Origin of the sequence: Pseudomonas sp. COR18, from assembly GCF_048568395.1 — a bacterium.
In the GTDB taxonomy this organism is placed as follows: Bacteria; Pseudomonadota; Gammaproteobacteria; order Pseudomonadales; family Pseudomonadaceae; genus Aquipseudomonas; species Aquipseudomonas fuscovaginae_B.
Map to the genome: position 1 here is coordinate 2,537,997 of NZ_CP183808.1, position 13,000 is coordinate 2,550,996.

The window sequence follows — 13,000 nt, forward strand, 5'->3', positions numbered from 1 at the left end:
CCGATCATTCCCACGCTCCGCGTGGGAATGACTCTCTGGACGCTCGGCGTCCGCTCTTGTGACCCACAGCGTCACAGGCCGCATTCCCACAGGGAGCGTGGGAACGACCAACGATCACCAGGCCTTCTGGCACACTGCCCCCGACACGACTCATCCAACCGAGAACCCCATGGGCCGGACCAACCGCCACGCATTCCTGCCATTTCTCAGCTGGCTGCCCCGGCAGACCCGCGCCAGCGTCAGCCGTGACCTGATCGTCGGCCTGAGCGGCGCCATCCTCGCCCTGCCGCAATCGGTGGCCTACGCCCTGATCGCCGGCCTGCCGCCGGAGTACGGCCTGTACGCGGCCATCGTGCCGGTGCTGATCGCCTGCCTCTGGGGCTCGTCCTGGCACCTGATCTGCGGGCCCACCGCGGCGATCTCCATCGTCCTGTTCGCCAGCGTCAGTCCGCTGGCCGTGCCCGGCAGCCAGGACTACATCACCCTGATCCTGCTGCTGACCTTCATCGCCGGGATCTTCCAGTGGCTGCTGGGCCTGCTGCGCTTCGGCGCTCTGGTGAACTTCGTTTCGCATTCGGTGGTGCTCGGCTTCACCCTCGGCGCCGCCGTGGTGATTGCCCTCGGCCAATTGCCCAACCTGTTGGGCATCGATGTTCCCAACCAGGCCACCGCGCTCAATAGCCTGCTGGCGCTCATGCAGCATATCGGCGACATCGACCGACCTTCGCTAACACTGGGGCTCGGCACGCTGGTGGTCGGCCTGCTGCTCAAGTCGCTGCTGCCGCGCTGGCCGACGTTGCTGATCACCCTGGTGCTGGCCAGCCTGCTGGTCTGGCTGTGGCCGGCGATGTTCGGCCACGTGCAACGGGTCGAGGGTTTCGTCGGGCGCCTGCCGCCGTTCAGCCCGTTGCCGCTGGATCTGGAAGCTGTGCTGCGGCTGCTGCCCAGCGCCGTCGCCGTGGGCATGCTCGGGCTGGTGACGAGCCTGTCGATCGCCCGCTCGTTGTCCGCCCGCTCGCAGCAGTTGCTCGATGCCAATCAGGAAGTGCGTGCCCAGGGCCTGTCGAATATCGTCGGCAGCCTGTTTTCCGGCTACCTGTCCGCCGGTTCGTTCACCCGCGCCGCCCTCAGTTACGAGGCCGGAGCCTGCTCACCGCTCGCCGGGGTGTTCTCGGCACTGTGGGTGGCGCTGTTCGCGGTGTGCGGCTCGGCGCTGATCGCCCACATCCCGATTCCGGCCATGGCCGGCAGCATCCTGCTGATCAGTTGGGGGCTGGTGGATCACCGCGGCATCCGCGCACTGTTGCGGGTCAGCCATGCCGAATTCGCGGTGATGTCACTGACCTGCGTGGCGACCCTGCTGCTGGAGCTGCAGACGGCGATCTATGCCGGGGTGCTGGCCTCGCTGTTCTTCTACCTCAAGCGCACCTCGCAACCCCGGGTGCAGCACTGGCGCGACGGTGACGAAGAGGTGCTGCGGGTCGGCGGGTCGATCTTCTTCGGCGCCAGCCATTACCTGCAGGTGCGCCTGCAGCGGTTGAAAGGGCCGCGGGTGGTGATCGAAGCGCAGCAGATCAACTTCATCGACTATTCCGGGGTGGAGATGCTGCACCAGGAAGCGCGCCGGCTGGCGCGGGAGGGGCGCAGCCTGACGTTGAGGAAGGCACGGGCGCAGGTGGTCGAGGAGTTGGTCAAGCTCGAGGGTGTGGATAGGTGCCCGATCCGTTTCGAGGATTGAGCACGCTCTCCTGATGCACCGCCGTTCCCATGTACAACGCTACCCCTTGTAGGAGCCGGGCTTGCCCGCGAACCGCCAAAGGCGGCCATTCATCCCGAAGCAGTGTGGCGCCGGTAAAATCGCCTTCGCGGGCAAGCCCGGCTCCTACAGGGGATGCGGCGATTGATGATCGTTCCCACGCCAAGCGTGGGAACGATCGAAGTTTGACCGGGAACAGAGTATCTACAAGGTTCGCGGTAACTTGTGGAATTCAGGCAGCCAGCAGGCGCCGCAACTCGGCCAGCACCGGCGCCGTGTCCGGGCGCACGCCACGCCACAGCTCGAAGGCAACCGCCGCCTGTTCGGCGAGCATGCCCAGGCCATCCAGGGCCACCGCCGCCGAGTGCGCGCTGGCCCAGCGGCAGAATGCGGTCGGTTCCTTGCCGTACATCATGTCGTAGCAAACGGTCTTGCCGGGTTCGACCAGGCTCGGCGCAATCGGCGGCACATCGCCGGACAGGCTGGCCGAGGTGGCGTTGATGATCAGATCCACCGGCTCGCGCAACCACTCGAAACCGCTGGCGGACACCGGCCCCAGATCGGCGAACAGCTCGGCCAGCAGCTCGGCCTTCTCGACGGTGCGGTTGGCGATCACCACCGACGCCGGCTGCTGCGCCAGCAATGGCTCCAGGGCACCGCGTACCGCGCCGCCGGCCCCCAGCAGCAGGATGCGCTGGCCTTGCAGGCTGAAGCCGGCGTTGACCTCAAGATCGCGCACCAGCCCGGCACCGTCGGTGTTGTCGCCCAGCAGGCTGCCATCGGCCAGTTTGCTCAGGGTATTCACCGCGCCGGCTCGCCGCGCCCGGTCGGTCAGGCTGTCGGCCAGGCGGAAGGCCTCTTCCTTGAACGGCACGGTGACGTTGGCGCCACGACCTTCCTGGAAGAACGCCCGGGCACAGCCGGAAAAATCGTCCAGCGGCGCCAGCAGCGTGCTGTAGTCCAACCGCTGGCCGGTCTGTTCGGCGAACAGGCGGTGGATCAGCGGCGACTTGCTGTGGCCGATGGGATTGCCGAAGACAACGTAACGATCCATCAAACAGGGTCCTGTCGGGGCTGGCGGGCCAGCGGTCAGATCAATAGGGTGGGAATTCGGTCGTTGCAGGCTAAACCGCCAGCCAATCCCGATCCTGCAGGAAGTACTCGGTCAACCGCGCCTCTTCGCTACCCGGCTCGGCCTTCCAGTCGTAACCCCAGCGCACCTGCGGCGGCAGCGACATCAGGATCGACTCGGTACGCCCACCCGATTGCAGGCCGAACAGGGTGCCACGGTCGTACACCAGGTTGAACTCCACATAACGCCCACGGCGGAACTCCTGGAACTGGCGCTGCTGCTCGGTCCAGGCCTGCGCCTTGCGCCGCTGCACGATCGGCAGGTAGGCCTCGATGTAGGCATCGCCGATCGCCCGCATGAAGGCGAAGCAGGTGTCGAAGTCCCACTCGTTCAGGTCGTCGAAGAACAGGCCACCGATGCCCCGCGGTTCGTTGCGGTGCTTGATGTGAAAATAGCTGTCGCACCAGGCCTTGTAGCGCGGGTAGACATCCGCCCCGAACGGCGCGCAGGCCTGTTCGGCGACACGGTGCCAGTGCACGCAGTCTTCCTCGTTGCCGTAGTAGGGCGTCAGGTCGAAACCGCCGCCGAACCACCAGACCGGCTCTTCGCCTTCCTTCTCGGCGATGAAGAAGCGCACGTTGGCGTGGGAGGTCGGCACATACGGGTTGTGCGGGTGGATCACCAGGGACACCCCCAGCGCCTCGAAGCCGCGCCCGGCCAGTTCCGGCCGGTGGGCACTGGCCGAAGGCGGCAGGCCGGCACCGAAGACGTGGGAGAAATTCACGCCACCTTTCTCGATGACCTGGCCGTCGGCGATCACCCGGGTCCGTCCGCCGCCACCGGCAGGGCGGGTCCAGGCGTCTTCGACGAAACGCGCACCGCCATCCTCGGCTTCCAGCGCAGCGCAGATACGGTCTTGCAGGTCGAGCAGGTAGGCTTTAACGGCTTCGGTGCGGGTAGTCATGGCATCACCTGGAATCGGGCAAAGCTACGCGGCAGATCTGACGTGCCGGCGGCAAAAGGCCCGTAGCATAACACCGTGCCCGTGACAGTCGCAGTTGACGAAGGTCAAGCGAAGGAGTCCGATAGGGGATCTTCAGGCTTTGCAAGAAATCATTTCAAGGAGCGTATCGATGGCCAAGCGAATCCAGTTCCGTGCCCATGGCGGCCCCGAAGTCCTCGAGTATGTGGACTACACCCCCGCCGAACCGGGACCACAGCAGGTCAGGGTGCAGAACAAGGCGATCGGCCTGAACTTCATCGACACCTACTGGCGCAGTGGCCTGTACGCACCGCCGAGCCTGCCTTCCGGGCTGGGCGGCGAGGGCGCCGGGATCGTCGACGCGGTGGGCAGCGAAGTGACCCGCTTCAAGGTCGGCGACCGGGTCGCCTATGGCACCGGGCCGCTAGGCGCCTATAGCGAGTTTCACCTGCTGCCGGAGGCGCATCTGGTGAAGCTGCCGGAGCAGATCGACTTCGAGCAGGCCGCCGCGGTGATGCTCAAGGGCCTGACCGTGCAGTACCTGCTGCGCCAGACCCACGAACTCAAGGCCGGTGAAACCGTGCTGTTCCACGCCGCCGCCGGCGGGGTCGGAGCACTGGCCTGCCAGTGGGCCAAGGCCATCGGGGCGAAGCTGATCGGTACCGTGAGCTCGGCGCAGAAGGCCGCCTATGCCAAGTCCCTGGGGGCCTGGGAAACCATCGACTACAGCCATGAGGATGTTGTGAAGCGGGTGCTGGAACTGACCGATGGCAAGAAGGTTCCGGTGGTGTACGACGGGGTCGGCAAGGATACTTGGACGACGTCCCTGGATTGCCTATCACCGCGGGGCCTGCTGGTGAGCTTCGGCAACGCTTCGGGGGCGGTGGAAGGCGTCAACCTGGGGATTCTGTCGGCCAAGGGCTCGCTGTACGTGACCCGGCCGACCCTGGGCACCTACGCCAGTAACCCACAGCAGTTGCAGGCCATGGCCGACGAGTTGTTCGGGCTGGTGATCGGTGGCCAGTTGAAGGTCGAGATCGGCGCGCGCTACGGGTTGGCCGAGGCGGCCAAGGCGCAAACCGAGCTGGCGGGGCGGCGGACGACCGGGTCGACGGTGTTGCTGCCCTGAGGTCGTGGGGGATGGCCGCTGCCTGGCAGCAGCGGTTCGCGGGCAAGCCCTGCTCCTACAGGCATGGCGTCGTGCACTTGTATCGTGTGCACCCAATACCTGTAGGAGCAGGGCTTGCCCGCGAACCGCCGCGAAGGCGGCCTCAGGGACCAGTGAGAACTACGACGGACGCACCACCTTGCCCGTCGCCAGATCGCGGATCAGGCTCGGGTTCTTGCGCCCGCCCAGGCTGCCACCCAGTACCAGGTCCAACTGCCCGCCGAAGTACTGCTGCACCCGCAACCGGGTCCTGGCCGACGGCCGGCCCTGGGGGTTGGCGGAGGTGGAGATCAGCGGCCCGACCAGCGAGCACAGATCCCGCACCAGCGGGTGGTCGCTGACCCGCACGGCCACGGTGTCATGGCGGCCAGTGACCCACTCAGGCAGCAGGTCCTGGTGCGGCACCAGCCAGGTGTTGGGCCCCGGCCAGGTACTGGCCATGCGGTCGACCCACTCCTGCGGGAACTCCTCGAAGAGGAAATCGAACTGGCGGATATTGTCCGCCACCAGAATCAGCCCCTTGTCCACCGAACGATTCTTGAGCGCCAGCAACCGATCCACCGCCTCTTCGTTCCAGGGATCACACCCCAGCCCCCAGACCGCTTCGGTTGGATAGGCAATCACCGCTCCTGCGCGAACTTCTCGTGCGGCTTCTTGCACGCGCCAACTCTTGACCATCGCTTGCTCTCCGGATTCAACGCTGCCGGCAGTTTACCTCAGGTCGGGCTACGCGCTAACCAGCGTCCGCCGTCACTGGCCACCCGGCCTTCCAGTTCCAGCTCGGTCAGGCTCGCCAGGACCCGCGCCAGGCTCCAGCCACAGGCCCGGGCCAAGGCCTCGCTGGTCTGCGGCGCGGCATGCAGCAGGGCCAGCAGCGGGTGCGTGGGCGCCTCGGGCAGTACGCTGGCCGGCATGCGCTGCCAACCCCGCAGGTTCTGCAGGATATCGTCGACCGTTTCCACCAGCACCGCACCGTCGCGAATCAACTGGTGACAGCCACGCGCGGCCGGGTGATGGATGGAGCCGGGAATCGCATAGACCTCGCGCCCCTGTTCCGCCGCCAGCCGGGCGGTGATCAGCGAGCCGCTGCCGACGCTGGCCTCGACCACCAGTACGCCGAGGGACAGGCCGCTGATGATCCGGTTGCGCCGGGGGAAATTGCCGGGTTGGGGGGTGGTGTCCAGGGGAAACTCGGAGACCACGGCGCCGCCCTGGTCGATCATGGCCCGGGCCAGGGCGCGATGCCGCTGTGGATAAAAATTCTCGATGCCGGTGCCGAGCACGCCCACCGTCAACCCGCCAACGTCCAGTGCGGCCTGGTGGGCAGCGCCATCGATGCCCAGGGCCAGGCCGCTGGTGATGACAAAACCGGCGGCGGCCAGGCTGCGGGAAAAGGCCGCGGCGGTATCCATGCCCGGTCGCGAGGCACGTCGGCTACCGACCAGCGCCAGTTGCGGCTTGTCCAGGATCGTCGGCTCGCCGGCGACGAACAACAGCGGCGGGGCATCGTCCAGTTCGGCCAGCAGGGCCGGGTAGGCGGCCTGGTCCCACATCAGCAAATGCTGCTCCGGCCGCTCTAGCCAGGCCAATGCAGCGCTGGCGCCATCGCGCACGGCCGGGCTGCGGCGCGCCTCGGCGCTGCTCGCGGGCAGCCCCAGCGAGCGCCAGGCCGCGGCCGGGGCACTCAGGGCGGAAGAGGCCGAACCAAAGGTTTCGATCAGTTGGCGGAAGCGCCTGGGGCCGATTTCCGGCAGGCGATGCAGCCGCAGGCGGGCTTCCAGCTCCGCCGGCGACAGGGTGTTGCACACAGACTGTGACATCAGCTCATCCTTGATCCGTGGCAGTCGTGATCAAGCAGGACAAGCTGTGGATAACTCTGTGAGTAACCTGTTCAGCAAGCGGTCGCAGATACTGCGACAGCCGTTACGGATTGCGTACCTTGTCCTGCACCGCCAGCGACCGCGTGGCATTGAGTACCAAACCATAGCTGAGCTTTTCGTAGGTGCGGAACACCATCAGCAGGCCGGAACGCTCGTCGGGAATCTTCACCGGCTGCCCGGTGACCCGGTCGCGGACCGTCTCGCCGGTCTTGAACACCGCGAGAACATTGCCTTCGGCCAATCCGTCGCGGCGTCCCTTGTCGATCGTGACCACGTCCATGACGCCGATCTGTGTAACACCTCGTGGCACATCTATGATCACGCCGTTGACCTGGGACTGCGGCGCGCTCGGCATGAAGGTCGAGGTGATCGGCCGTTCCTCGCTGACGAACAGCCGGTCGCCCAGGCGCACTTCCTCGGTGGTACGGCGCAGGGTCAGGGTGCCGACATCGCCTTCGGTGGCCAGCAGTTCGCCGGTGCCGATGTCGTCGGCGTTGATGCCGAGGAACTCCTTGGTCTGCGGGTCGGTGTAGACCTTGCCCTGGCGGAACAGGCCGTACACGTTGTGCGTCGGGTCGAATGCGCCGCGTGCGTAGATCCGGTCGCCCATGCCGCTGAGCACCCGCTCGTTGCTGCCGGCGAGGATGTACGGGGCACGCTTGAACGCCTCGACGCTGTCGACGATGCGGTTGCTCAGCAGGAAGGCGTTGATCTTTTCCAGCGGAATGCTCGGAATCGCCTCGGCCACCGCCGAGCGGCGCACCTGTGGCGACAGCTTGATGGTGCCGCGCGACGCACCGCGCTCGACCACCAGCCGCGGCTGGCCGTCGACGAACTGCAGGGTCAGGGTGTCGCCGGGGTAGATCAGGTCGGGGTTGGCGATCTGCGGGTTGGCGTGCCAGATCTGCGGCCACTGCCAGGGCTCGCGAAGAAACTTTCCGGAAATATCCCACAGCGTATCGCCGCGCACCACGGTGTAGCGCTGTGGATAACCATCCTTGAGTTGCACTTGCGCCTGCGCGACACCGGTAAAGGCCAGCAGCAGGGCGAGTAGTGTTTTCCTCATGCAGTGAATCCCTTTATCATGTGTCTTCGCGTGAAACGCCAGAGCCCCCGCGGCTCGCTCCCAGGGAGAACGTTTTACAACGGTAGCCGATCCCGCCGGGATGTTTCGGCAGCCGTCTCTGACTTTACCTCACATGTGCAGCAAATACGCCTATGGCCATTTTAAACATCCTCGAATTCCCAGATCCGCGCCTGCGCACCATCGCCAAACCCGTGGCCGAGGTGGACGACAAGGTTCGGCAACTGATCGATGACATGTTTGAAACCATGTACGAAGCCCCGGGCATCGGCCTAGCCGCGACCCAGGTCAACGTGCACCAGCGTATCGTGGTCATGGACCTGAGCGAGGATCGCAGCGAGCCACGGGTGTTCATCAACCCCGAGTTCGAGCCGCTGACCGAAGAGAAGGACCAGTACCAGGAAGGCTGCCTGTCGGTACCGGGTTTCTACGAAAACGTCGACCGCCCGACCCGCGTGCGCATCAAGGCACTGGACCGCGACGGCAAGCCGTTCGAACTGGAAGCCGATGGCCTGCTGGCGGTGTGCATCCAGCACGAATGCGACCACCTCAACGGCAAGCTGTTCGTCGATTACCTGTCCACGCTCAAGCGCGACCGGATCAAGAAGAAGCTGGAAAAGCAGCACCGCCAGAACGCCTGATCCCCCCACCGACTCTGTCCTGTAGGAGCCGGGCTTGCCCGCGAAGCTTTTAGCGCTCTCAAGGGCCATTCGCGGGCAAGCCCTGCTCCTACAGAAAGTGGCATTCATAATGTCCTGTCCTCTCTCAAGCGAGCCCTCCCATGACTGAGCCACTGCGCATCGTCTTTGCCGGCACTCCCGAATTCGCCGCCGAACACCTCAAGGCCCTGCTCGACAGCCCCCATGAGATCGTCGCGGTCTACACCCAGCCGGACCGGCCGGCCGGGCGCGGGCAGAAGCTGATGCCCAGCCCGGTCAAGCAGTTGGCGCTGGAGCACGGCATCAGCGTCCTGCAACCGCCGACCCTGCGCAACGCCGACGCCCAGGCCGAACTGGCGGCGCTCAAACCGGACCTGATGGTGGTGGTCGCCTATGGCCTGATCCTGCCGCAGGTGGTGCTGGATATTCCGCGCCTGGGCTGCATCAACAGCCACGCCTCGCTGCTGCCGCGCTGGCGCGGTGCGGCACCGATCCAACGGGCGGTGGAAGCCGGAGACGCGGAAAGTGGCGTCACCGTGATGCGCATGGAAGCCGGCCTGGACACCGGGCCGATGCTGCTCAAGACCGTCACCCCGATCAGCGCCGAGGACACCGGCGGCAGCCTGCATGACCGCCTGGCCGAACTCGGCCCACCCGCGGTCATCCAGGCCATCGCCGAACTGGCTGCCGGCACGCTGGTCGGCGAGGTGCAGGACGACAGCCTGGCGACCTACGCCCACAAACTGAACAAGGACGAGGCGCGCATCGACTGGCAGCGCCCGGCCGTCGAGCTGGAGCGGCTGATCCGCGCGTTCAACCCGTGGCCGATCTGCCACAGCAGCCTCGATGGCGAAGCCCTGAAAGTACTGGCCGCCCGCACCGCCGAGGGGCAGGGCCAGCCGGGCGAAATTCTCGCCGCGAGCAAGGACGGCCTGATCGTCGCCACCGGTAACGGCGCGTTGTGCCTGACCCGCCTGCAACTGCCCGGCGGCAAGGCGCTGAACTTCAGCGACCTGTTCAACAGCCGCCGGGAGAAATTCGCCCTCGGTACGGTACTCGGCCAATGAACCCGCGCCTGGCCGCCGCCAAGGCCCTGGCCGCCGTGCTCAGCGGCAAGGCCTCGCTCAACAGTTCGCTGCCGGCGCAACTGGACAAGGTCGAGGCCCGCGATCGCGGCCTGACCCAGGACCTGGCGTTCGGCGCCGCCCGCTGGCAGCCACGGCTGGCGGCGCTGGCGGCCAGGCTGCTGCAGAAGCCCTTCAAGGCCGCCGATACCGATGTCGAGGCGTTGTTGCTGGTGGGCCTCTACCAGTTGCTCTATACGCGCATCCCGGCCCACGCCGCCATCGGCGAAACCGTCGGTTGCGCCGACAAGCTGAAGAAACCCTGGGCCAAGGGCCTGCTCAACGCCGTGTTGCGCCGCGCCCAGCGCGAAAGCACCGAGCTGCTGGCCGAGCTGGAGCGCGACCCGGTGGTGCGTACCGCCCACCCGCGCTGGCTGCAGAAGTCGCTGAAAGCCTTCTGGCCCGAGCAGTGGGAAGCCATCTGTGCGGCGAACAACGCCCATCCGCCGATGATCCTGCGGGTCAACCGCCGCCATCACAGCCGCGACGCCTACCTCAGGCTGCTGAGTGACGCCGCCGTTGCGGCCCGGCCGTGCGACTACAGCCGCGACGGCATCGTCCTCGACGAAGCCTGCGATGTGCGCAACCTGCCGGGCTTTGCCGAAGGCTGGATCAGCGTCCAGGACGAAGCCGCGCAACTGGCCGCCGACCTGCTGGACCTGGCTCCCGGCCAGCGGGTGCTCGACGCCTGCTGCGCGCCGGGCGGCAAGACCTGCCATATCCTCGAAGCCCAGCCGCAACTGGCCGGGGTGGTCGCTGTCGACCTGGAGGCCAAGCGCCTGCTGCGGGTACGCGAGAACCTCGACCGCCTGGGGCTGGAGGCCGAACTGATCGCCGCCGATGGTCGCGACACCGCCAGTTGGTGGGATGGCAAGCCGTTCCAGCGCATCCTGCTCGACGCGCCCTGCTCGGCCACCGGCGTGATCCGCCGCCATCCGGACATCAAGCTGACCCGCCAGGCAGACGACATCGCCGCGCTGGCCAGCCTGCAGGGTGAGCTGCTGGACGCCATGTGGGCCACTCTGGAAGTCGGCGGCATCCTGCTCTACGCCACCTGCTCGACCCTGCCGACGGAAAACACCGAGGTGATCGAGGCGTTCTTGGCCCGCACCTCCGGTGCCCGCGAGCTGGATATCCCCGGCAGCTTCGGCGTCAGGCAACCCCATGGCCGGCAACTGCTGGCGCAGGAAGGCGGCCATGATGGTTTCTATTACGCCAAACTGATCAAGATCGCGGCCGCGCGCGGCTGACCGGGTCGAAACGGAGCTGCTACCCGATGAAAATCATCATTCTCGGCGCAGGACAGGTCGGCGGGACGCTGGCCGAACACCTGGCCAGCGAAGCCAACGACATCACCGTGGTCGACACCGATGGCGAGCGCCTGCGCGACCTCGGCGACCGCCTGGACATCCGTACCGTGCAGGGCCGCGCCTCGTTTCCGACGATCCTGCGCCAGGCCGGCGCGGACGATGCCGACATGCTGGTGGCGGTGACCAACAGCGACGAGACCAACATGGTCGCCTGCCAGGTGGCCCATACGCTGTTCCACACCCCGACCAAGATCGCCCGGGTACGCGAGTCGGCCTACCTGACCCGCACCGAGCTGTTCGACAACGACGCGATCCCGGTGGACGTGCTGATCAGCCCGGAACAGGTGGTCACCAACTACATCAAGCGCCTGATCGAAACCCCCGGCGCCCTGCAGGTGATCGACTTCGCCGAGGGCAAGGCCCAGCTGGTGGCGATCAGGGCCTACTACGGCGGCCCGCTGGTGGGCCAGCAACTGCGCCAACTGCGCGAGCACATGCCGAATGCCGACACCCGCGTGGCGGCGATCTTCCGCCGCGACCGGCCAATCATGCCTCGCGGCGATACGGTGATCGAGGCCGACGACGAAGTGTTCTTCATCGCCGCCAAGGCGCACATTCGCGCGGTGATGAGCGAGATGCGCCGGCTCGACGAGAGCAACAAGCGCATCGTCATCGCCGGCGGCGGGCAGATCGGCGAGCGCCTGGCCGAGGCGATCGAAAGCCGCTACCAGGTGAAGATCATCGAGATGAGCGCCGCCCGTTGCCGGCAGTTGTCCGACACCCTCGACAGCACCGTGGTGCTGCAGGGCAGCGCCTCGGACCGCGACCTGCTGATGGAAGAGAACATCAACGATGCCGACCTGTTCCTGGCGCTGACCAACGACGACGAGGCCAACATCATGTCCTCGCTGCTGGCCAAGCGGATGGGTGCGAAGAAGGTCATGACCATCATCAACAACCCGGCCTACGTCGACCTGATCCAGGGCGGCGATATCGACATCGCCATCAGCCCGCAACTGGCGACCATCGGCACCCTGCTGGCCCACGTACGCCGTGGCGATATCGTCAGCGTGCACTCGCTGCGCCGGGGTGCGGCGGAGGCCATCGAGGCGATCGCCCATGGCGACATGAAGTCGAGCAAGGTGATCGGCCGGGCCATCGAGGACATCGCACTGCCGCCGGGCACCACTATCGGCGCGATCATCCGCGACGAGGAAGTGCTGATCGCCCACGACGACACGGTGATCCAGGCCGGCGACCATGTCATCCTGTTCCTTGTGGATAAGAAGCACATCCGCGATGTGGAGAAGCTCTTCCATGTCGGCCTGAGCTTTTTCTGAGATATTGCGACAACACGGAAAGGACCTGCCTCATGCTCGAATCACTGGAGAAGATGCTCGCCAAGGGTGTGGATAACCCGCTGCTGCGCTTCGGCCTGGGCAAGGGTTACCTGGATCTCGGCGACCACGCCCGCGCCGCCGAACACCTGCAGCGCTGCGTCGCCCTCGACCCCAAGTACTCGGCCGCCTGGAAGCTGCTGGGCAAGGCCCATCAGGGCACCGGGGACATGGTCGCCGCGAGGCAGGCCTGGGAACACGGCCTGGAAGCCGCCCGTGCCCATGGCGACAAGCAGGCGGAAAAGGAAATGACGGTGTTCCTGAAGAAGCTGGAGAAGGCTGCGCTCAAAGATCGATGAAGCGCAGGCCGATGCCTTCGGCGTCGACCCGGATCACTTCCATGCGAATGCGCGGCGCGGCCACCGGCAGGTCCTGCACCTGGCCGTAGACCACCGCCCCGGTGGGCAGTCGCGACAACCCCGGATGCTGCACGTAGACACCCTGGCTGGACAGATTGCGCGTATGCCCCAGGCATTCGCCTATGCTCGGGTGCTGGATCTTGATGCGCAGATAGTTCTTGTTCTCGGACATCTGATGCGCCCTTGGATAAACCGCTGTGGATAAATCA

The 13,000-nt window shown here is 66.2% G+C and carries 13 protein-coding genes; 7 read left to right on the plus strand and 6 right to left on the minus strand.

Annotated elements, in window-relative coordinates; translation table 11 throughout:
* The first annotated feature begins 169 nt into the window (after window positions 1-169).
* A complete protein-coding gene (locus tag ACM62G_RS11655) occupies window positions 170-1,738 on the plus strand; it encodes a SulP family inorganic anion transporter (RefSeq protein WP_419737191.1) in 1,569 nt (522 codons plus the stop codon).
* Between the two features lie 250 nt (window positions 1,739-1,988).
* Here ACM62G_RS11655 and aroE read toward each other — a convergent pair whose 3' ends face one another.
* Both aroE and hemF read right to left on the minus strand, forming a co-directional pair.
* Window positions 1,989-2,810, minus strand: a complete 822-nt coding sequence (aroE, locus tag ACM62G_RS11660) for a shikimate dehydrogenase (protein ID WP_273824864.1) — start codon at window positions 2,808-2,810, stop codon at window positions 1,989-1,991.
* 70 nt (window positions 2,811-2,880) lie between these two features.
* Window positions 2,881-3,792, minus strand: coding sequence for an oxygen-dependent coproporphyrinogen oxidase (gene hemF, locus ACM62G_RS11665; protein ID WP_419737192.1), 912 nt, complete (start codon window positions 3,790-3,792; stop codon window positions 2,881-2,883).
* A gap of 169 nt (window positions 3,793-3,961) precedes the next feature.
* Here hemF and ACM62G_RS11670 point away from each other — a divergent pair, with 169 nt between their 5' ends.
* Window positions 3,962-4,939: an NADPH:quinone reductase gene (locus tag ACM62G_RS11670; protein ID WP_273824860.1), complete on the plus strand. Its 978-nt coding sequence runs from the start codon at window positions 3,962-3,964 to the stop codon at window positions 4,937-4,939.
* A gap of 159 nt (window positions 4,940-5,098) precedes the next feature.
* Here ACM62G_RS11670 and ACM62G_RS11675 read toward each other — a convergent pair whose 3' ends face one another.
* The 3 genes from ACM62G_RS11675 to ACM62G_RS11685 form a co-directional block, all read right to left on the minus strand.
* The gene (locus ACM62G_RS11675) at window positions 5,099-5,656 is read right to left on the minus strand and encodes an L-threonylcarbamoyladenylate synthase (RefSeq protein WP_054061270.1); all 558 of its coding nucleotides are present in this window, start codon (window positions 5,654-5,656) and stop codon (window positions 5,099-5,101) included.
* 38 nt (window positions 5,657-5,694) lie between these two features.
* On the minus strand, window positions 5,695-6,798 hold the full coding sequence (gene dprA, locus ACM62G_RS11680) for a DNA-processing protein DprA (protein ID WP_054063413.1): 1,104 nt from the start codon (window positions 6,796-6,798) through the stop codon (window positions 5,695-5,697).
* A 103-nt stretch (window positions 6,799-6,901) separates the two neighbouring features.
* Complete coding sequence (locus tag ACM62G_RS11685) at window positions 6,902-7,924, minus strand: LysM peptidoglycan-binding domain-containing protein (protein ID WP_054061568.1); 1,023 nt, start codon at window positions 7,922-7,924, stop codon at window positions 6,902-6,904.
* A gap of 152 nt (window positions 7,925-8,076) precedes the next feature.
* On the opposite strand from ACM62G_RS11685, the gene def reads away from it, so the two are divergent.
* The 5 genes from def (at window position 8,077) to ACM62G_RS11710 (ending at window position 12,731) form a co-directional block, all read left to right on the plus strand.
* Window positions 8,077-8,583, plus strand: coding sequence for a peptide deformylase (def, locus tag ACM62G_RS11690; RefSeq protein ID WP_054063414.1), 507 nt, complete (start codon window positions 8,077-8,079; stop codon window positions 8,581-8,583).
* A gap of 140 nt (window positions 8,584-8,723) precedes the next feature.
* Window positions 8,724-9,668, plus strand: a complete 945-nt coding sequence (gene fmt, locus ACM62G_RS11695; RefSeq protein WP_419737193.1) for a methionyl-tRNA formyltransferase — start codon at window positions 8,724-8,726, stop codon at window positions 9,666-9,668.
* Complete coding sequence (rsmB, locus tag ACM62G_RS11700; protein ID WP_419737194.1) at window positions 9,665-10,975, plus strand: 16S rRNA (cytosine(967)-C(5))-methyltransferase RsmB; 1,311 nt, start codon at window positions 9,665-9,667, stop codon at window positions 10,973-10,975. Before fmt ends, rsmB begins: the two co-directional genes overlap by 4 nt.
* Window positions 10,976-11,001: 26 nt before the next feature.
* The gene (gene trkA / locus ACM62G_RS11705) at window positions 11,002-12,375 is read left to right on the plus strand and encodes a Trk system potassium transporter TrkA (protein WP_054056410.1); all 1,374 of its coding nucleotides are present in this window, start codon (window positions 11,002-11,004) and stop codon (window positions 12,373-12,375) included.
* Between the two features lie 32 nt (window positions 12,376-12,407).
* On the plus strand, window positions 12,408-12,731 hold the full coding sequence (locus ACM62G_RS11710; protein ID WP_419737195.1) for a tetratricopeptide repeat protein: 324 nt from the start codon (window positions 12,408-12,410) through the stop codon (window positions 12,729-12,731).
* Here ACM62G_RS11710 and ACM62G_RS11715 read toward each other — a convergent pair.
* The gene (locus tag ACM62G_RS11715; RefSeq protein WP_054056412.1) at window positions 12,718-12,963 is read right to left on the minus strand and encodes a PilZ domain-containing protein; all 246 of its coding nucleotides are present in this window, start codon (window positions 12,961-12,963) and stop codon (window positions 12,718-12,720) included. The two genes, ACM62G_RS11710 and ACM62G_RS11715, sit on opposite strands and share 14 nt — an antisense overlap.
* Window positions 12,964-13,000 lie beyond the last annotated feature (37 nt).

Bases quoted from the DNA above. Each gene is read 5' to 3' on its own strand.
- ACM62G_RS11655 (WP_419737191.1), top strand. From the start codon at position 170: ATGGGCCGGACCAACCGCCACGCATTCCTGCCATTTCTCAGCTGGCTG.
- aroE (WP_273824864.1), bottom strand. From the start codon at position 2,810: ATGGATCGTTACGTTGTCTTCGGCAATCCCATCGGCCACAGCAAGTCG.
- hemF (WP_419737192.1), bottom strand. From the start codon at position 3,792: ATGACTACCCGCACCGAAGCCGTTAAAGCCTACCTGCTCGACCTGCAA.
- ACM62G_RS11670 (WP_273824860.1), top strand. From the start codon at position 3,962: ATGGCCAAGCGAATCCAGTTCCGTGCCCATGGCGGCCCCGAAGTCCTC.
- ACM62G_RS11675 (WP_054061270.1), bottom strand. From the start codon at position 5,656: ATGGTCAAGAGTTGGCGCGTGCAAGAAGCCGCACGAGAAGTTCGCGCA.
- dprA (WP_054063413.1), bottom strand. From the start codon at position 6,798: ATGTCACAGTCTGTGTGCAACACCCTGTCGCCGGCGGAGCTGGAAGCC.
- ACM62G_RS11685 (WP_054061568.1), bottom strand. From the start codon at position 7,924: ATGAGGAAAACACTACTCGCCCTGCTGCTGGCCTTTACCGGTGTCGCG.
- def (WP_054063414.1), top strand. From the start codon at position 8,077: ATGGCCATTTTAAACATCCTCGAATTCCCAGATCCGCGCCTGCGCACC.
- fmt (WP_419737193.1), top strand. From the start codon at position 8,724: ATGACTGAGCCACTGCGCATCGTCTTTGCCGGCACTCCCGAATTCGCC.
- rsmB (WP_419737194.1), top strand. From the start codon at position 9,665: ATGAACCCGCGCCTGGCCGCCGCCAAGGCCCTGGCCGCCGTGCTCAGC.
- trkA (WP_054056410.1), top strand. From the start codon at position 11,002: ATGAAAATCATCATTCTCGGCGCAGGACAGGTCGGCGGGACGCTGGCC.
- ACM62G_RS11710 (WP_419737195.1), top strand. From the start codon at position 12,408: ATGCTCGAATCACTGGAGAAGATGCTCGCCAAGGGTGTGGATAACCCG.
- ACM62G_RS11715 (WP_054056412.1), bottom strand. From the start codon at position 12,963: ATGTCCGAGAACAAGAACTATCTGCGCATCAAGATCCAGCACCCGAGC.